This window comes from Paraburkholderia atlantica, assembly GCF_000092885.1.
GTDB classification, from domain to species: domain Bacteria; phylum Pseudomonadota; class Gammaproteobacteria; order Burkholderiales; family Burkholderiaceae; genus Paraburkholderia; species Paraburkholderia atlantica.
Genome location: NC_014117.1, coordinates 1,652,362 through 1,670,840, shown reverse-complemented (window position 1 = coordinate 1,670,840; position 18,479 = coordinate 1,652,362). Strand labels below are relative to the sequence as shown.

Sequence of the window (18,479 nt, the reverse complement as noted above, 5' to 3'; positions counted from 1 at the left end):
GACCCGTGTGCGGCCCTCGGTTGCACAAATTTGTTTTGTTCGTTCGGCTCGCTGGAGCAGTCCGCCCATGCGTGGTGCGGCTCTTCCCTATTGCGAAGCACAAAACGCGGTCTCACTCGTGCACGGGAAAATTTGTGCACGAAGCATACCACCTCATTCTTTGCATGAGTACAGTTGAGACAAGTGTTACCGATAGAAACAATCTTGTCTGTTTCGCTGCGTCGATTCTCGTATTGCCGTAACAGAAGCCACTGCTTATCCAGCATTGAATCTGTTTATTGCAAAGCACAATACCGCATTTCCGAACCGAATGCGCTTTTAGAAATGCAATTGCCGATCCAGCATGCATTTCTATGCCATTTGATGTTTGATTTGATCAGCGGTGTCGAGCGTCGGCGACAGAACGCCGACGCGCACGCGCGGTGACATAGAGGCAATGGGAGGCGCGCACGCGGCCGCTGCGCATGCGCGGAGTTCGACGCGACACGAAAGACGTCTAAGTCGCTTCGAGCGACGCTATGGGCGCACTGGTTTCGATGCCTGCTCGCCGACCACGGTGGTCCATTCGCGCACGCGCCAGCGCGTGACGAGTCCGGATAGCACGTACGGATCGGCCTTTGCAAAGGCTTCCGCGACTGCCGGCGAGGGCCCGGTGAAGAGCAGCACCGCACCGTCCGTCGGCTCGGTGAGTGCGCCGGCCAGCAGCAGTTCGCCCCGTTCGGCGGCGGCCCAAGCGAGTTTCAGATGCGCGTCGCGGTACTCGCCGCGTCGCGCCAGATAGTCGGGCACCAGCTCGTACATCAACAGGTAGTGCATCGTAAGTCTCCTCGCAAGGACGAAGGTTGACATGGAGCGGCATGCATCGGAGCGCATTTGAGCATAACGGCCGCGCCCGAATTTTGTGCCAATTTTCTATTCAGGTGCATTCGCAGCAATGTAGAAATTTTCATTGCCTGCTGGCCATGGATTCAAATACCGGAAGCCGTAATTTCCATTCGATAGGTTTGAAATAATCGGCGCGACTCATCTGCATTGCATAACGAAATTCGCGCGCTCGTTCATTCAATCGTTTCAAACGCCGCATCGCCGGTTGCTGCCCGCTACTCGGGGAAAACGAGCGCGGACCGCTGTCAACCGAAATGCATTTCGAGCCGTTCTGGCAGAGGCATTTGCCATAATGGATGCGCCGATGGGCCCATGGATGCCGTCGTCGCCCGCGCGCATAAACGACCAGAAACGTTTTCACCACCGATGGAGTCTCCCATGAAAATCCAATCCGCTATCGCTACGCTGGTGTTGGGCGCGGTACTCGTATCGCCGGCGTTCGCGGCGAACAGCCAGCAGACCAGGATGGCCGACTGCAACAAGCAGGCCGGCGACAAGAAGGGCGACGAGCGCAAGGCGTTCATGCAAACCTGTCTTTCCGCGAAGCCGGCCGCCGCCGCGCCGATGAGCCAGCAGGACAAGATGAAGGCGTGCAACAAGCAGGCGGGCGACAAGAAGGGCGACGACCGCAAGGCGTTCATGAAGACCTGCCTGTCCTCGTCGGCCCCAGCCAACTGAGCAATACGCGTAGCCGTTCCCCACGCCGGCGCCCTGCCTGTGCACGCGGCGCCGGCGCATCGTTCCGCCCACGCGGCGCTCCGCCCGAGTCCCCTGCTTCGTAGTCCACCCGCCGCAACCCGCCGTTTTCTTCTATGATGGCTGCGGAGACGGCCCACCCTCACATATAGAACCAATCACTACGCGGGCCGCCATCTTGTCGTTGGTGCTACTGAGCATCGATCGGAGGCAAGGATGGTATCGAAGCACAAAAACCGCTGGTTAAGGCGGTGGTTGCTGGTCATCATATTCTGGGCCGTGCCCGTGGCGATCGTGGCGGTCAACGAGATCCGCGAGGAAATGTCGTACAACGCGGTCGATCTCGATCGCGCGCTGACCACCTGGAATTTCACTCAGGCGCAGCGCGCCGCCGGCGCGCCTGCGCGTTGCCATGGCAAGCCCGACGAGGCGAAAGCCGCCGGCTGCCCGGCCGAAGTGCTGGCTGCCAATGCGCCGCGTCAGCAGGACGCGATCAACGAATACAGTGTGCGCCGCTCGACGCTGTTCGCCTATCTGTGGCACGCGTTCGTCGGCTATTGGATCGTGCCGGCGGCGATCCTGTTCGTGATCGGCGCAATCATCGGCATGGTGCGCCGCGCGCTGCGGCGCCCGCCCGCGGTCAAGAGTCCGGTGAATCACGGGTGAGTGGCGGCCGCGCCGTTGGCACTCGCGGCCATCTGCTGCGCCGAAACAACACTTTCATTTCGATGTCGATGGGCCGCCACGGGACGCGAAAATCGGTAAAAACCGGCGCATCGCGGGGTCGCGCCGAAGCGTCCCCAAAATCGCCGCGCTTTGGGCGCTCGTCCGCTTCGCCTCCTCCGATCTTCGCTGGACGCGTACTTCGACGCTGCCCGGCGGACCGGTCAAAGTTACTGAAAAGGACCTTGCGATCAGCCTCAAACCCTTGTCCCATAAGGCTTTTCGCGTTGCTACGCGACGCGCCTTTTAGACCAGGCTGTGTTATAACTCAGAGGCAACCATGCGACAACAACACGGTTGCGCACCGGACCCACCACGGAGAAAAACGATGCAAAGACGACACTTCATGTTGAAGACGACCGCTGCGCTAGCTTTCGGAGGCCTTGCACTCGCCGGGTGCACGACGACGGGCAACACTCCGGACAATGCTCATGTCAACGCCTCGAAACGACAGTCGATCGACGCCAGCGTCGACGGCACGCTGTCCAGGCTGTTCACGACCGTGCCGGGCTCGCGCGAGCTGGTGTCGAAGGCGCGCGGCGTGCTGGTGTTCCCGTCGGTGATACAGGCGGGCTTCATCGTCGGCGGCCAGTATGGAGAGGGCGCGTTGCGAGTGGGCGGCTCGACGGTCGGCTACTACAGCACCGTGTCGGGCTCGTTCGGCCTGACGGCGGGCGCGCAGTCGAAGGCACTCATCTTCCTGTTCATGACGCAGGATTCGCTCGACAAATTCCGCAACGCGGACGGCTGGTCGGCCGGCGTCGATGCATCGGTCGCGCTCGTGAAGGTCGGCGCGAACGGCGCCGTCGACACGACCACGGCCACCGCGCCGGTGCAGGTTTTCGTGTTGACCAACGCGGGCCTGATGGGCGACGTGTCGCTGCAAGGCACGAAGGTCACGCGGCTGAAGATCTGAGCGCGTTCATCGGCACGCTTCGCTGAACACTTGCGCGCGCGTCCTGACACGCGCGCAGGCTTTGCATCCGGATCGCATCGCGGCGAAGGCCGCGCGAGGGACCTTGTGTGGGTCATCGCGCGGCCTTTTTATTGTGTGATGCCGATGCCGGCGCTCACCCGCGACAAAACTCAAGCGCGAAAAAAAACGGCGCCGCGCATCGCGCACCGCGCCGCTCTTCGCTTCGACACTGGCGAACGATCCCGCGTCAAGCGCCCGACGAATCGATCACCTTGAACCTCGAGCGCTTCTGCGCGCGAATCACCGACTGATACGCCTCCACATACTGACGCGCCATCCGGTGCGACGTGAAGCGCTCCTCGAAGCGCCGCCGCACGCCCGTGCGGGGAACCTTGTGCAGCCTGTTCACGGCCGCCACCGCGCCGATCTCGTCCTCGACGATGAACCCGGTCACGCCCTCTTCGAGCACTTCCGGCACCGAGCCACGATTGAACGCGATCACCGGCGTGCCGCACGCCATCGCCTCGATCATCACGAGACCGAACGGCTCCGGCCAGTCGATCGGAAACAGCAGCGCATGCGCGCCCGACAGAAACTCGGCCTTCTGATGATCGGCAATCTCGCCGATGTACTCGACGTACGGCAGGTCGAGCAACGGCCGGATATCGCGCTCGAAGTATTCGCGGTCGGCCGCGTCGACCTTGGCGGCGATGCGGATCGGCATGCCGCAGCGGCCCGCGATGCGGATCGCCGTATCGACGCGCTTTTCCGGCGAAATCCGGCCGAGAAACGCGAGATACTTCTGCTCGACCGGTTGCGGCGTATAGAGCTGCTCCGGCAGGCCGTGATAGACCGTGGTGAGCCAGCGCGCCTGCGGCAGCGGATGGCGCTGCGCATTCGAGATCGAGATCACCGGCACCGAGTCGAACGTGTCGAACACCGGCTGCTGCTCAGGCAGATCGAGCCGGCCGTGCATCGTCGTGACGAACGGCGTGTCCTGCCGCTTGAATACCGAGAACGAGTAGTAGTCGAGGTGGAAATGCAGCACGTCGAAGTCTTCGGCCTGGCGGCGCACCAGTTCCATCAGCAGCATGTGCGGCGCGACGCGGTCGCGAATGCCCGGATCGAGCCGCAGCGCGCGCGGCCACACCGCTTCGAGCTTCGCGCTGGTGACGGAGTCGCCGCTCGCGAACAGCGTCACGTCGTGACCCTGTTCGACCAGCGCTTCGGTGATGTACGACACGACCCGCTCCGTGCCGCCGTATAGCTTCGGCGGCACCGATTCGGTCAGCGGGGCGATCTGCGCAATCTTCATATTGTGTCTCCGTGAGCCGACGGCTGGCGTGCAATCACGATGCCGTCGGCGACGCCGAGTATGACAGCGCCATGACGTCGGATCAATTCACGCGGTCCCTAAGCGCCGCATGCATCGTCGCTACGGAGGATTATTCCCTGGCGTCGGTGGAAAAGCCGCAGGTCTTGCAATTGCTCGGTGCTGTTACAAACGGCTTACATCCGGTGACCCGGGGCCGCGCGCCGACTTTGCGCGAGCTTTGGGCCTTCATCGCGCCATCTTCGCGCCGTCATTGGTGGCCGCCGCCCTCGCCCGCCCGGCGTACGGGCACGCTGCGCAAATCCCTGAGAAAGCTGTCGCGCCACACCCCGAGATCGTTCTCGCGCAGCGCGGCCATATTGATTTCGTGACGCCGCTGGCGCGCGTCGAGCGGCATCTGCAATGCGCGCTGCAAGGCTTCGCACATGCCGATCGCATCGTGCGGATTGACGAGCACCGCGCCAGAGAGCTCGGCCGCTGCGCCCGCGAAAATCGACAGCACCAGCACGCCGGGGTCGTCGGGATTCTGCGCGGCCACGTACTCCTTCGCGACGAGGTTCATGCCGTCGTGCAGCGGTGTGACGAAGCCGATCTGCGACTCGCGAAACAGCGACATCAGCTTCCAGCGGTCGTACTGCTGGTTCAGATAGCGGATCGGCGTGTAATCGAGCCCCGAGTAGCGGCCGTTGATGCGCCCTGCCTCGTATTCGAGATCCTGGCGGATCTTCTGATAGGTCGCCACGTCCGAGCGCGTTGGCGGCGCGATCTGCACGAGCGTGACGTTGCCGCGCCATTCCGGCGAGCGTTCGAGCAGCAGTTCGAACGCGCGAAAGCGCTCGACCAGCCCCTTCGAATAATCGAGCCGGTCGACGCTCATGATCAGCTTGCGCCCTTCGAGGCTCTGCTTCAGTTCGAGCACGTGCTGGCGGCTTTCGTAGCGTTTGGCCTGCTCGGCGATTTCGTCGGGAAACACGCCGATCCGGTACACGCCGGTGCGCAGCTTGCGCCCGAACGCCTCGACGCTGCCGTCCGCGCTGACCGTGCCGCGCGCGTGACGCGTCACGTAGTCGTGAAACGCCTGCTGGTCGGTGGCGGTCTGGAAGCCGAGCAGGTCATAGCACGACAGCGACTTGACGAGCTCCTCGTGCGGCGGAATGTTGAGCAGGATTTGCGGCGCGGGAAACGGGATGTGCAGGAAGAAACCGATGCGGTTCGTCACGCCCTCGCTGCGCAGCGCCTCGGCGAACGGAATCAGATGGTAGTCGTGAATCCAGATGATGTCGTCCGGTTGGAGCAGCTTGACCAGCTTGTGCGCGAGCCATGCATTGACGCGCCGGTAGCCCGCGTACTCTTCGCGCTCGTAGCGCGCGAGGTCGTTGCGGTAGTGGAATACCGGCCATAGCGTCGCGTTCGAGAAGCCGCGGTAATACTGGTCGTAGTCCTTGCGCGTGAGGCCGACGGTCGCGAACGTCACCGCGCCGTCCTGCTCGAGCATCGGCCCCGCGTTGGCGACCGTTTCGCTGACCACGTCGCCGCTCCAGCCGAACCAGACACCCCCCGCATCCTTTAGCGCGCCGAATACGCCGACGGCGAGTCCGCCCGCCGATCCCTTGGTCTCCGTCGGCGTCGCGACGCGATTCGACACGACGATCAATCGGCCCATAGTGCATGTCCTCCGTAGTTCTTGCGGTGCGCCGCGCCGCCTGCGCGGGCGTGGTGCGCCCGTAAATAGCAATCAGCGTGCCCAGGCACCGTTGGGCGTGAGCGCGCTCGACGTTCGCGGCGCGCGATTCGATCGGCGCTCGGCAACGCCTGACTAGGCCTGCTCCTTAGCCTTCTGCGGTACCTCGCCCGCGCCCGTGCGGCCGAGGCGGCTCGCCACCGGATCGGCTTCGGTATGCGCGGCGGTGCTGCCGGCTGGCGCCTGGCGGCTGCGCGGCAGCCAGTCGATCGGAGCAGCGCCGCTGGTCTCCAGCTCCGCCGACACCTCCGCACGCGCGCGCGGCAGGTACTCCGGGTAATGCCGGTGCACGAAATCGAGCAGCCCTTCGCGCACGCGGCAGCGCAAATCCCACGCGAGGCCGGAATCGGGCGCGCTGACGAGCGCGCGCAACTGCATCGCGCGCTCGGTGCAGTCCGTCACCTGCAGCACCTGCACGCGGCGGTCCCACTCGGGCGCGTTCTCGACGATGCGCGCGAGTTCCTCGCGCAGCGGCGCGAGCGGCATCCGGTAATCGACGAACAGGAACACGGTGCCGATGATTTGCGAGCTGTTGCGCGTCCAGTTCGTGAACGGGTTTTCGATAAACCATTGCAGCGGCACGATCAGCCGGCGCTGGTCCCACAGCCGCACCGACACGTAAGTACCGGTGATTTCCTCGATGCGCCCCCACTCGTTCTGGATCACGACCACGTCGTCGAGGCGGATCGGCTGCGACAGCGCAATCTGCAAACCGGCGATCAGGTTACCGAGCACCGGCCGCGCCGCGATACCGGCGACCAGACCGGCGACACCGGCCGAAGCCAGCAGGCTCGCGCCGATCTGCCGCACATTGGGCAAGGTCATCAGCGCACCGCCGACACCGATGATCACGATCACGATCATCACCGAGCGCGCGAGCACGCGGGCCTGCGTATGGATGCGGCGCGCCTGCAGGTTATCGGCGGAATCGAGCGGATGGGCGCGGATGATCGCTTCGCCGATCGCCGCGGCCGAGCGCACGGACAGCCACGTCAGCGCGGCGATCAGCGCGATGCCGGTGATGTCGCGCACCGGTTCGATGAAGTTCAGGGTATCGGGCGCCTCGGACCCGACCCACGCGAACACGAGGATCACGAGGACGAACAGCGACGGCTTGTCGATGTAGCGCAGCACGACGCTCGTCAGCGCATGAGGCTTCGCGAGGCGCATCACGACACGCGCGCCGAAGCGGTGAACGCCGATCGCCACGACCGTCACGAAGGCCGTCACGATCAGCGCGCCGAGCCACGTATGCAACGGCGCGGCGGCCACGCGGTAGAAGTCGTCGATAGTAGGCATAACGGGCATCTTCCTCCGGGCTCGATGAGCGGCGGCGCGCCTGCGGGACTACTGACATCCGGGGGCGCCCCAGCGGGAGCGACGACCCCGACACCCGAGGCGCACGACAGCGCCTGGGCGTTACAACGGGTTCTTCAATGCGCGGGCGGTTATCGATCAGGTGCCGCTCTTGCAGGGAAACGCCTTGCCGAGACCCAGCGAAATCGCCGTGCTCGCGTTGTAGCCCGCGGCGTTCGGATTCTCGGCGATGTACTTGCGCACCGCGTCGGTCAACTGCGCCGAGCGCGCGTCCGGCGGCAGGCAGAAGTACTGGCCGACGCGTGGACCGGTGGTGCCGCCGATCGCGTCGATCGTGTTGAAGATGCCGTCGGCCGCGCCTTCGATGTAGGCCGCGCAGGCGCTACGCGAAGCGATGTCCGTCTTGGTGCACAGCTTGTTGAGGTCGCCTCCCGTAAACGCGGCTGCCGAAAGCGGCAAGGCAAGCGCGCCGGCGAAAATCAATGCCCGCAGCATGGTGTTCCTTTCCAGGGTTGTTTATCACGCGGTCTTTCTGCCGCGTCCGGACGGCGCGCTACACGGCGCGCCGAAGTCGTCATTCTGCACTGTTTTGCGCGGCGGCAGCAGGCGCGCTGCCGCGCGGGTCGGACAAAACGGCAGCAAAACGGCACGGCCTCGGGGCGCGCCGCGCGGTCTGCCGACAGCGTCATTGCTTCTGCTGCTGGGTCTGCTGCATGCGCGCCGTGAGCCCTTCGACGACGTCCGGCTCCTTGTAGGTCTTGGCGAAATCGAGCGCGGTCATGCCGATCTGGTTTTTCACCGACAGATCCGCACCGTTGTCGAGCAGCAGTTTGACGGTCGACACGTGGCCGCCGCGCGCGGCCATCATCAACGGCGTGGTGCCGTTCGGCGAGCCCGTGTCGACGTAAGCCGAGTGGTCGAGCAGCACCTTGACGATATCGTCGTGGCCGTTCGCGGCCGCGTAGTGCAGTGGCGCCCAGCCCTTCTTGTTGACCTCGGCGTCGTTCGCGATCAGTAGATTCACGAGGTTCAGGTCGCCGACCAGCGACGCCATCATCAGCGCGTTCTCGCCGGCCTTGTCCTGAATCTCGATGTCGGTCTTCTGATTCGCAAGCAACGCGGCTGCGACCTTGTCGGATTTTTCGCGCGCGGCGATCACGAGCAGCGGCATGCCCTGGTTGTCGACGCTGTTCGGGTCCATGCCCTTCGCGAGCAGCTTGTTGACGCCGTCGACGTCGTCGAACTTGACCGCCTTGATCAGCGTGTCGATCGGCGCTGCGTGCGCGGGCATCGCGACTAGCGCCGCGCAGGCGAGCGCGGCGGCGCACGCAAGACGGCGTGCCGGCGCGAGAGCCCGAGCGGCCGGTCCGGCGCACAGCGGTTGGAAATCAGCGGACGACATCGAAATGTTTTTCATATGGTACTTTAGGAAAACTTCCTATCCCTTTGATATTGCGAGGCTTTTTAACTCAGACGCCGGCCGGCGTGGCGATTCCGAACAGCCTGAAGAAATTTTGCGTGGTTGCGGCGGCCAGCGCCTCGTCCGGCATCTCGCGTTGCTGCGCGATGAAGCGTCCGACATAACTGACGTACGCAGGTTCATTCGGTTTGCCGCGATACGGCACCGGCGCCAGATACGGCGAATCGGTTTCGATCAGCAGACGCTCGAGCGGCACGCGGCGCGCAACCTCCTGCACATCGATCGCGTTCTTGAACGTGACGATGCCCGACAGCGAAATGTAGAAATTCTGCGCGAGCGCCTGCTCGGCGATGGCCCACGGTTCGGTGAAGCAATGCATGACGCCGCCCGGCACGCCCGCGCGCTCCTCGGCCATGATGCGCAACGTATCTTCCGACGACGACCGGGTGTGGATAATCAGCGGCTTGCTGGTCGCGTGCGCGGCGCGGATATGCGTGCGAAAGCGCTCGCGCTGCCATTCCATGTCTGCGATCGAGCGGCCTTCGAGGCGGTAGTAGTCGAGCCCGGTTTCGCCGATCGCGACGACCTTCGGGTGTTCCGCCAGTTCGACCAGCTCGGCCACGCTCGGCTCGCGCATGTGCTCGTGATCGGGATGCACGCCGACCGACGCGTACACGTTGTCATAGCGGCCGGCGATATCCAGCACCGACGGCAGCGTTTCGAGGTCCACCGACACGCACAGCGCGTGCGACACCGAATGGCTGCGCATGTTGTCGAGCACTTGCGGCAGACGGTCCGCGAGTCCTTCGAAGTTGATATGGCAGTGTGAATCGACAAACATGGTCAGGTCCTGCGAAAAAAGGCTTTGCGGCCAGGCCACGGCGTGGCCGGGGCCGCTTGCGACAACTCAGGTAGCTTGCTCAACTCGCGTGCGCAAGGCGCTTGCCAAGAATCACCAGATCGCGCTCGACACCGTCCAGCACCGCGACGCGCGGCAGCGTGCCCCATGCGTCGAAGCCGAAGCCGCGGAACAGCCGCACGCTCGCTTCATTGTGACCGAACACGAAGCCGAGCACCGTGTCGATGCCGAGACCCGGTGCCGCGTCGAGCGAGGCCGCCAGCAACTGTTTGCCGAGACCCTGGCCGCGCGCGCTTTCGTCGAGATAGATGCTGACTTCGGCGGTGCGCTGATAAGCCGGCCGGCCATAAAAATCGGAAAAGCTCAGCCACGCGATCACGCGGCCCGCCTGCTTCGGATCCTCGACCACCCACAGCGGCCGTTTTTGCGGGCCGTGCGCATCAAACCACGCATGCCGGCTCTCGACGCTGACCGGCTCGAGGTCCGCGGTGACCTGGCGCGACGGGATCGTCGAATTGTAGATGGCGACGATCGCAGGCAGGTCGTCGAGCGTGGCGTCGCGGTAGGAAAGGCTCATGGTGTCTGGCTTGAATGGAATGAGACGGAAGGCTGTCCGGCTCCGGGCTCACGCGAACAGCGCGCGATAGCCGATGAACAGTTCCTCGAATACGAGCCGCGCGTTCAGCGGATGGTTCTCGACGGCGCGCTGGCGCGTGACGGTGCGCAGAAAGCGCGCGAATGCATTGGCGTCGGCCTGCGCGGCGCAGCGCGTCAGCGCGGCCGAGGCCTGCGGGAAATAGCGCGGCGCGCCGGCGGTGCGCTGCGCGAGCAGATCGTACATCCAGCGCTGCAGCCAGCCGAGCACGAGCGGCACCGGCAGCTTTTGCAGCGCCTCGCCACAGGCGAACGCGTCGCAGCCTGCGCCAGCCGCGAGCTGCTTGAGCGTCCAGTCGCGCAGCGGACGGTTTTCGTCGCTGGCGAGCGCGAGCGCGGCGAGCGGCGCGCCGCCCGCTTCGGCGAGCAGCGCGGCGGCATCGTCGACGCCTTGTGCGGCGAGCCATGGCGCGGCGGTGTCCGGCGCAGGCACGCTCATCGGCCACTGACGGCAGCGGCTGATGATGGTCGGCAGCAAACGGTCGATGCGCGCCGACACCATCAGGAACACGACGCCCGCGGGCGGTTCTTCGAGCGTCTTCAGCAACGCGTTGGCGGCCGCGACGTTGAGCGCCTCGGCCGGATACAGCACGACCACGCGCGCGCCGCCGCGGTGCGAGCCGACACCGACGAAGTCGAGCAGACCGCGGATCTGTTCGATCTTGATTTCCTTGCTCGGCGTGCGGGTCTTTTTGCCCTCGTCACCTTCGGCTTTTTCGGCCTTGTCTTCGGCGCCGTTCGCGAGACCGGCTTCGGCGGCGAGCGCCTCCGGCACGACGATGCGGTAATCGGGATGATTGCCCTGCGCGAACCAGTTGCAGGCCACGCACGAACCGCACGGCTCGCCTCCAGGTTGCGGCGCCTCGCACAGCAGACCCTGCGCGAGATGCTGCGCGAAGCGCAGCTTGCCGATACCCGCCTGACCGTGCAGCAACAACGCGTGCGGCCAGTGGGCGCGCAGCTGCTGCAGGCGGTTCCAGTCATCGGCTTGCCACGGATAGATCATCGTTTGTCTTTTGAATCAATTGGTTGCACGCGCTGCCTCAGGTATCGAATCAACTTGGCGCGTGATTATAAGAAGCAGTTATATTGCGTCTGGATCAAAGAGTTGCAATCAACTCTTCAAGCTGCTTCTGGATTCGCGCGACGCTCTGCGAAGAGTCGATGATAGCGAATCGATACGGCGCTTCTTCGGCGCGGCGCATATATTCGGCGCGCGTGCGCTCGAAAAACGCCGCCGACTCGCTCTCGAAACGATCCGGGTTGCGCGCCGCGCTGCGCCGCTCGTTGGCAACGGCGGGCGGCAGGTCGAACAGCACGGTCAAATCCGGCTGGAAACCACCCTGCACCCAACGCTCGAGCGTCTCCAGCTTGTCGCGCGGCAGGCCGCGGCCGCCGCCCTGGTACGCGAACGTGGCGTCGGTGAAACGGTCGGACAACACCCAGTCGCCGCGCGTGAGCGCCGGCTCGATCACGTCGGCCAGATGCTGGCGGCGCAGCGCGAACATCAACAGCGCCTCGGTTTCGAGGTCCATCTGCTGATGCAGCACGATTTCGCGGATCTGCTCGCCGAGCGGCGTGCCGCCGGGCTCGCGCGTCATCACCACCGAGCGGCCGCTCGGCGCGAGCTTCGCCTCGAGCCGTTCGCGGAACCAGCCCAGATGGGTGGTCTTGCCTGCGCCGTCGATGCCTTCAAACGTTATGAATTTGCCGCGCGCCATCATTGCCCTCGAATGTATTTGTCCACGGCCTTGTTGTGTTCGCCGAGGGTGTCAGAAAAGATGCTGCTGCCGTCGCCGCGCGACACGAAGTACAGCGCGCTGCTCGGCGCCGGGTTCATCGCCGCCTGCAGCGACGCGACGCTCGGCAGCGAGATCGGCGTAGGCGGGAGGCCCATCCGCGTGTAGGTATTGTAGGGAGTGTCGGTCTGCAGGTCTTTCTTCCTGATGCGGCCGGCGTAGCTGTCGCCCATCCCGTAGATCACGGTCGGGTCGGTCTGCAGCGGCATGCCCGCGCGCAGACGGTTGGCGAACACGGCGGCGACGAGCGCGCGGTCGGACGCCTTGCCGGTTTCCTTTTCGATGATCGACGCCATCGTCAGCGCGTCGTACGGCGTCTTGTACGGCAGGTTCGGCGCGCGCGCGAGCCACGCTTCGTCGAGACGCACGCGCATCAGCCGGTAAGCACGGCGGTAGATGTCGAGGTCGCTCGTGTCCTTGTCGAACAGGTAGGTATCCGGGAAGAACAGCCCTTCGCCATTGCCGATCGACGCCTCGGGCGCGCCGATTGCGCTCATCAGATCGGCGTCGCTCATGCCGAGCGTGTCGTGCTTCAGCGCGGGATTCGCGTCGAGCTCGGCGCGCATGCGCTTGAACGTCCAGCCTTCGATGATCGTCGCCACGTATTCGTTGACGTCGCCGCGCGCGATTTTCTGCAGCACCTCGTAGGGCGTGATGCCGCTCTTGAACTCGTAGTTGCCGGACTTCAGGTCGCTTTGCAGCCCGAGCAGCCGCGTCATCGCGATGAACAGCTCGGGTTCGACCGGCACGCCGCCGCGATTGAGCTGCAGCGCGACGCTGCGCAGGCTGCTGTGCGGTTTGACGGTGACGTCGAGTTGCGCCGGGGTCAATTCGAGCGGGCGGGTGGCCCAGTAGTATCCAGCGGCGATGGCCGCCGCGGCCAGCACAACGACGAGCGCGCCGGCTGCGAAACATTTCTTGAAAAGGGTCATGCGAAACGTGACTGGGTTGGACTGAATATAATAACTGTTTGCCTTAGCCAAAGTCAGAATTGACTGTTCCCGGAATCCATGAACACACCGCTCGTGAACACCTCAGGTAACGCTTCCGGTCTCGCTCCCACCGCGGCGGCGCCCGCCGCCCTGCCCATCATGCCGCGCCCGTCGGCCGAAGAATTCGCCGCCGTGCTCGAACATGGCGCCTATATGCCGCTGTCGCAGTTCGGCGTGATCGACACGACCGGCGACGACGCGGCAAGCTTCCTGCACGCCCAGTTGACCAACGACGTCCAGCATCTCGACGCCGCGAACGCGCGCCTCGCCGGCTACTGCTCGGCCAAGGGCCGGCTGCTCGCGTCGTTCCTCAGCTGGCGCAGCGGCGACACGATCCGCCTGCTGGTATCGAAAGATGTGCAGGCCGCGGTGCAAAAGCGCCTGTCGATGTTCGTGCTGCGCGCAAAAGCCAAGCTCGTGGACGCGAGCGGCGAGCTCGCGGTGGTCGGCCTCGCGGGCGACGTGCGCGGCGCGCTATCCGGCGTATTCGACGCGCTGCCCGACGGTGTGCACGTGCAGGTCGACGGCACCGCGGGCACGCTGATCCGCGTGCCGGACGCGTTGGAGCGGCTGCGCTATCTGTGGATCGGACCGAAGGCGCAGGTCGAAGCGCTGCTGCCGTCGCTCGACGGCAAGTTGAAGCGCGTATCGCCGGCCGTGTGGGACTGGCTCGACATCCGCGCGGGCGAGCCGCGCATCACGCAGCCGGTCGTCGAGCAGTTCGTGCCGCAAATGGTCAACTTCGACGTGCTCGGCGCGGTCAACTTCCGCAAGGGCTGCTATCCGGGTCAGGAAGTGGTCGCGCGCAGCCAGTACCGCGGCACGATCAAGCGGCGCACGTCGCTCGCCAACGTCGCCGGCGAGCTGGACACGGTGCGCCCCGGCGTCGAGCTGTTCCACTCGGACGATCCCGGCCAGCCGTGCGGGATGATCGTCAACGCGGCATCGGCACAAGGCGGCGGCGTCGATCTGCTGGTCGAGATCAAGCTCACGGCGCTCGAAAGCGGCAGCGTGCATGCCGGCGCGGCCGACGGCCCCGCGCTGCGCTTCCTGACGCTGCCCTACGGGCTGCCAGCCGAGGTCTGATCGCTGGACAGGTAAAAAGCGGCGCAATCGGGCGCCGTTTTTTATTGGCTGCTTTATTCTCGTCCGATTTTTGTCGCTTTCTCTGCCGCCGGCCTTTGCGGCATCAGGCGGCCGCCCCATGCTCTGTACGGGAGATGCTCCCCGATGTGCCTGATCGTATTCGACTGGCGACCTGATGCGGTCGATGGTCCGCTGTTCACGCTCGCCGCGAATCGCGACGAGTTCTTCCGCCGCACGGCCGAGCCGATCGGCTGGTGGCGTGACGCGCCGGACGTGCTGGCGGGCCGCGACCTCGTGGGCGGCGGCACGTGGCTCGGGCTGTCGCGCGACGGCCGTTTCGCCGCGCTGACCAATTACCGCGCGCCGGGCGAAATGCGCGCCGATGCGCCGACCCGCGGCACGCTCGTCAGCAACTGGCTCACGAGCGCCGCGCGCGACCCCGACGGGCATCCTCACGAGACGCCGCTCGCGTATCTGCAGCACGTCGCGCAAAGCGGCGACATCTACAACGGCTTCAACCTGCTGGTCGGCGACTGGACGCGCCGCGAGCTCGCTTGGTACTGCAATCGCGGCGCCGTCGACGCAAACAGTGGCCCCGCGCTGCTCGCGCCGGGCACGCACGGCATCTCGAACGCGGTGCTCGACACCGCGTGGCCGAAGCTGGTCAGAAAGCGCGGCGAGCTCGGCACGCTGCTCGCGCGCGATGCGATGCCGCCGCTCGAACGCCTGATCGATCTGATGCGCGATCCGCGACTCGCGCGCGACGACGAATTGCCGTCGACCGGGATTCCGCTCGAACGCGAGCGCGTGCTGTCGGCGGCGTTCATCGAGTCGCCGGAATATGGCACGCGCAGCACCACCGCGCTGCGCGTCGCCGCCTATGGCGAGGTGATCGGCGTCGCGGTCGCCGAGCGCAGCGACGACAACGGCTCGCACCGCATCGTGCGGCCCGGCGATTTCGAGCGCAGCTTCGCGTTCAATGTCGAGCGTGACCGGATGAGCGTGGCTTGACCGTTTGATCACCGCCTCGCCGGCGCATTCGCCGCCGGCCGCTCACCGCTTCGCGACAACCACCCTCATCCGATGCCGAATGCCGCGCGCAATGCCGCCGCGGCATCCGCATGCGCCTGCGCCACTTCGGGCACGAAGCCGCCCATCTTGAAGAACTCGTGGATCATGCCGGCGTAGCGCTTGAGCGTGACCGGATTGCCGAGCGCACGTAGCTTCTGCGCATACGCATCGCCCTCGTCGCTGAGCGGATCGTATTCGGCGGTCGCGATCCACGCGGGCGCGACGCCACGAAAATCCGGCGCGCCGCGCTCGCCGTCGAGCGGCGCGAAACGCCAGTCGTCGCGATCGCCGCTATCGCGCACGTAGTGTTCGAAGAACCACTGGATCGTGTCGCCCGACAGCAGGAAGCCGTCGGCGAGGCGCGAATGCGAGTCGGTCTGCTGATGGCCGGTGGTGCCCGGATAGATCAGCAATTGCAGCGCGAGCGAAATGCCGGCGTCGCGCGCGAGCACCGCGCAAACCGTCGCGAGCGTGCCGCCCGCGCTATCGCCGCCGAGTGCGAGCCGGGTGTCGTCGAGGCCGAATTCGGCTGCGTGCGCGTGCAGCCAGCTAAGGGCATCGAAGGCATCATCGACCGCGGTCGGAAACTTGTGCTCGGGCGCGAGCCGGTAATCGACCGACAGCACCGCGCACTGGCCGTCGCGCGCGAACATCCGGCACAGCGCATCGTGCGTGTCGACGCTGCCGAGCGTGAAGCCGCCGCCGTGGTAGTAGACGAACGCCGGCAGCGGCTCGGCCCAGTTCGGCTCGACCGGGAAATAGAGGCGCGCGCGGATCGTCGCGCCGTCGCGCGTCGGTACCCGCAGGTCTTCGACGGAGAACATCGGCGCACTCGGGATCTCGAGAATCGGCGCACTTTTCTCGTACGACGCGCGCGCCGCTTGCGCGCTCATCTGGTGATACTGCGGGCGTTTGGCCCGCGCGATCATGTCGAGCACCTGCTCGATCGTTGGATTCAGCGGCATGGTTTCGGCAACGTGATGCGCACAGCGCAGGAAGCCAATTGTTGTCAGGAGCCGGCGCACCGGCTACGCAGCCGGCCGCTACTCCGCGTTCTTCACTTCGGGCTTCAGCGACATCGGATCGGACGGCTCGCGCAACTGCTCGATATCCTCGTGGCGCAGCTTGACGGTCGCCATGATGCCCGGATGCGTGATGATATAGAAACGCCGCGCGGCGATCGCCTCGAACGCGATGTCGGCGACATCGTCGGCATTGAGCTTGCCGGACTGCACCGCGCGCTGCAACTGCTTGGCCGCAGCGATCTGCGAGCGCGTCGGCCGGCTCGCGTTGCGCAGTTCCTCGGGACGCGCGCGCTCGGCGTCGGCGATGCCGGTCGGCACGAAGGCGGGACACAGCAGCGAACAGCCGACCTCGCCGCCGGTGCCGGCCTGCGCGAGCTTCAGGTCGTGATATAGCGTCTCGGTCAGCGCCACCACCGCATGCTTGGACGCGTTGTAGATGCCCATCGCCGGCGGCGCCAGCAGCCCCGCCACCGACGCCGTATTGACGATATGCGCGGGCTCGTTCTGCGCGAGCATGATCGGCGCGAACACGCGCACGCCGTGCGCGACGCCGATCACGTTGACGCCGAACACCCACGACCAGTCGTTGGCGGAGCTTTCCCACAGGAAGCCGCCGGTGCCGACGCCAGCGTTGTTGAACAGCAGGTGGACCTTGCCGAATGCGGCGAGCGCCGCCTGCGCGAGCGCCTCGACCTGCGCGGCGCTCGATACGTCGGTCGGCACGCCGATCGCTGCGGCGCCGGCTTCGCGCAATGCGTCGACGGTCTGCATGAGCTGCTCGGCGTTGACGTCGGCGAGCACGAGCTTCATGCCGAGCGCCGCGCCCTTGTGCGCGAACGCGCGGCCGAAGCCGCTGCCCGCGCCGGTGATCACCGCCACCTTGCCTGCGAATTCGAACATCCTGTGACTCCGTGATTGAGTGGCAGCTGGCCGTTGCATGATGACGTCGCGCTCAGATCAGCTTGACCAGTTGCTTGCCGAAGTTGCGGCCCTTCAGCAAACCGATGAACGCCTCGGGCGCGGCCTCGAGCCCTTGCGCGATGGTCTCGCGATAGTGCAGCCTGTTCTGCGCGACGAGCGTGCCGAGCTGCTTGAGCGCCTCGGGCCAGACGTCCATATGTTCGCTGACGATGAAGCCCTGCACGAGCAGCCGCTGCGTCAGCATCATCGACGGATTCTTCAACGGCAGCGGCTGGCCGTCGTATCCGGCGATGAAGCCGCACAACGCGATGCGCCCGAACGCATTCATGCGCGCGAGCGTCGCGTCGAGCCCCTCGCCGCCGACGTTCTCGAAGCAGCCGTCGACACCGTCGGGCGTCACGGCCTTCAGGTCCTGGTACAGGTTGCCGGCTTTGTAGTCGACGCAGGCGTCGAAGCCGAGCGTATCGACCACATAGCGGCACTTGTCCGCGCCGCCCGCGATACCGACCGCGCGCGCGCCGGCCGCCTTCGCGAGCTGGCCGACCACGCTGCCCACCGCGCCGCTCGCCGCACTGACGACCACCGTCTCCCCCGCCTTCGGGGCGATGATGCGGTTCAGTCCGTACCACGCGGTGACGCCCGGCATGCCGACCGGGCCGAGATACGCGGACAGCGGCACGTGCGTGTCGTCGACCTTCTGCATGCCCGCGCCGTTCGAGGTGCCGTACTCCTGCCAGCCGAACATCGCGACGACCTTGTCGCCCACCGCGAACTTCGGATTCCTCGTTTCGACGACCTCGCCGACCGTGCCGCCGATCATCACTTCGTTCAGCGGCTGCGGCGGCGCATATGACTTGCTGTCGTTCATGCGTCCGCGCATGTACGGATCGAGCGACAGATAGTGGTTGCGCACGCGTACTTCGCCGTCGGCGAGCGGCGCCAGCGGCGTTTCGACGAGCTTGAAGTTATCGGGCGTGGCTTCGCCTTGCGGGCGCGAAACCAGCAGCACCTGGCGGTTGATCTGGGCCATGAAGTCGTCTC

20 protein-coding genes are annotated in these 18,479 nt (G+C 65.5%); 5 read left to right on the top strand and 15 right to left on the bottom strand.

Annotation, left to right across the window (positions count from 1 at the left end; translation table 11 throughout):
• Nucleotides 1-516: 516 nt before the first annotated feature.
• A complete protein-coding gene (locus BC1002_RS07440) occupies nt 517-816 on the bottom strand; it encodes a YciI-like protein (protein ID WP_013089442.1) in 300 nt (99 codons plus the stop codon).
• A gap of 130 nt (nt 817-946) precedes the next feature.
• Nucleotides 947-1,246 (bottom strand): hypothetical protein, encoded by a 300-nt coding sequence (locus BC1002_RS37650; protein ID WP_157874656.1) that lies wholly within the window; start codon nt 1,244-1,246, stop codon nt 947-949.
• A gap of 17 nt (nt 1,247-1,263) precedes the next feature.
• Here BC1002_RS37650 and BC1002_RS07435 point away from each other — a divergent pair, with 17 nt between their 5' ends.
• The 3 genes from BC1002_RS07435 to BC1002_RS07425 all read left to right on the top strand — a co-directional run bounded on the left by BC1002_RS07435 (nt 1,264) and on the right by BC1002_RS07425 (nt 3,220).
• A complete protein-coding gene (locus tag BC1002_RS07435) occupies nt 1,264-1,563 on the top strand; it encodes a PsiF family protein (RefSeq protein ID WP_013089441.1) in 300 nt (99 codons plus the stop codon).
• A gap of 234 nt (nt 1,564-1,797) precedes the next feature.
• On the top strand, nt 1,798-2,247 hold the full coding sequence (locus BC1002_RS07430; RefSeq protein ID WP_013089440.1) for a membrane protein: 450 nt from the start codon (nt 1,798-1,800) through the stop codon (nt 2,245-2,247).
• A 385-nt stretch (nt 2,248-2,632) separates the two neighbouring features.
• Complete coding sequence (locus BC1002_RS07425; protein ID WP_013089439.1) at nt 2,633-3,220, top strand: BPSL1445 family SYLF domain-containing lipoprotein; 588 nt, start codon at nt 2,633-2,635, stop codon at nt 3,218-3,220.
• Nucleotides 3,221-3,467: 247 nt separating this feature from the next.
• On the opposite strand, the gene BC1002_RS07420 is transcribed toward BC1002_RS07425, so the two are convergent.
• The 10 genes from BC1002_RS07420 to mltG form a co-directional block, all read right to left on the bottom strand.
• Nucleotides 3,468-4,535, bottom strand: a complete 1,068-nt coding sequence (locus tag BC1002_RS07420) for a glycosyltransferase family 4 protein (RefSeq protein WP_013089438.1) — start codon at nt 4,533-4,535, stop codon at nt 3,468-3,470.
• 268 nt (nt 4,536-4,803) lie between these two features.
• The gene (gene otsA, locus BC1002_RS07415; protein WP_013089437.1) at nt 4,804-6,216 is read right to left on the bottom strand and encodes an alpha,alpha-trehalose-phosphate synthase (UDP-forming); all 1,413 of its coding nucleotides are present in this window, start codon (nt 6,214-6,216) and stop codon (nt 4,804-4,806) included.
• A 153-nt stretch (nt 6,217-6,369) separates the two neighbouring features.
• Nucleotides 6,370-7,593, bottom strand: a complete 1,224-nt coding sequence (locus BC1002_RS07410; RefSeq protein WP_013089436.1) for a mechanosensitive ion channel family protein — start codon at nt 7,591-7,593, stop codon at nt 6,370-6,372.
• 156 nt (nt 7,594-7,749) lie between these two features.
• Entirely contained in the window at nt 7,750-8,106 is a 357-nt protein-coding gene (locus BC1002_RS07405) for a Rap1a/Tai family immunity protein (protein WP_013089435.1), read from the bottom strand.
• Between the two features lie 190 nt (nt 8,107-8,296).
• The gene (locus BC1002_RS07400) at nt 8,297-9,028 is read right to left on the bottom strand and encodes an ankyrin repeat domain-containing protein (RefSeq protein ID WP_013089434.1); all 732 of its coding nucleotides are present in this window, start codon (nt 9,026-9,028) and stop codon (nt 8,297-8,299) included.
• 52 nt (nt 9,029-9,080) lie between these two features.
• Nucleotides 9,081-9,872, bottom strand: coding sequence for a TatD family hydrolase (locus BC1002_RS07395; protein WP_013089433.1), 792 nt, complete (start codon nt 9,870-9,872; stop codon nt 9,081-9,083).
• Between the two features lie 79 nt (nt 9,873-9,951).
• Nucleotides 9,952-10,467: a GNAT family N-acetyltransferase gene (locus BC1002_RS07390; RefSeq protein ID WP_013089432.1), complete on the bottom strand. Its 516-nt coding sequence runs from the start codon at nt 10,465-10,467 to the stop codon at nt 9,952-9,954.
• A 48-nt stretch (nt 10,468-10,515) separates the two neighbouring features.
• On the bottom strand, nt 10,516-11,550 hold the full coding sequence (locus BC1002_RS07385; RefSeq protein WP_013089431.1) for a DNA polymerase III subunit delta': 1,035 nt from the start codon (nt 11,548-11,550) through the stop codon (nt 10,516-10,518).
• A gap of 94 nt (nt 11,551-11,644) precedes the next feature.
• Entirely contained in the window at nt 11,645-12,265 is a 621-nt protein-coding gene (tmk, locus tag BC1002_RS07380; protein ID WP_013089430.1) for a dTMP kinase, read from the bottom strand.
• Nucleotides 12,265-13,275 carry an endolytic transglycosylase MltG gene (gene mltG, locus BC1002_RS07375; RefSeq protein ID WP_013089429.1) on the bottom strand — a complete coding sequence of 337 codons (1,011 nt, stop codon included), beginning with the start codon at nt 13,273-13,275 and terminating at the stop codon, nt 12,265-12,267. The genes tmk and mltG overlap by 1 nt, the downstream gene beginning before the upstream one ends.
• A gap of 78 nt (nt 13,276-13,353) precedes the next feature.
• On the opposite strand from mltG, the gene ygfZ reads away from it, so the two are divergent.
• Both ygfZ and BC1002_RS07365 read left to right on the top strand, forming a co-directional pair.
• Nucleotides 13,354-14,421: a CAF17-like 4Fe-4S cluster assembly/insertion protein YgfZ gene (gene ygfZ, locus BC1002_RS07370; protein WP_013089428.1), complete on the top strand. Its 1,068-nt coding sequence runs from the start codon at nt 13,354-13,356 to the stop codon at nt 14,419-14,421.
• Nucleotides 14,422-14,565: 144 nt separating this feature from the next.
• The gene (locus BC1002_RS07365; RefSeq protein ID WP_013089427.1) at nt 14,566-15,432 is read left to right on the top strand and encodes an NRDE family protein; all 867 of its coding nucleotides are present in this window, start codon (nt 14,566-14,568) and stop codon (nt 15,430-15,432) included.
• A gap of 65 nt (nt 15,433-15,497) precedes the next feature.
• Here the strand turns inward: BC1002_RS07365 and BC1002_RS07360 are convergent, their stop codons facing one another.
• The 3 genes from BC1002_RS07360 to BC1002_RS07350 form a co-directional block, all read right to left on the bottom strand.
• Nucleotides 15,498-16,457, bottom strand: a complete 960-nt coding sequence (locus BC1002_RS07360) for an alpha/beta hydrolase (protein WP_013089426.1) — start codon at nt 16,455-16,457, stop codon at nt 15,498-15,500.
• 78 nt (nt 16,458-16,535) lie between these two features.
• Nucleotides 16,536-17,417, bottom strand: coding sequence for an SDR family oxidoreductase (locus BC1002_RS07355; RefSeq protein WP_013089425.1), 882 nt, complete (start codon nt 17,415-17,417; stop codon nt 16,536-16,538).
• A gap of 52 nt (nt 17,418-17,469) precedes the next feature.
• Complete coding sequence (locus tag BC1002_RS07350; protein WP_013089424.1) at nt 17,470-18,468, bottom strand: NADP-dependent oxidoreductase; 999 nt, start codon at nt 18,466-18,468, stop codon at nt 17,470-17,472.
• Nucleotides 18,469-18,479: the final 11 nt, after the last annotated feature.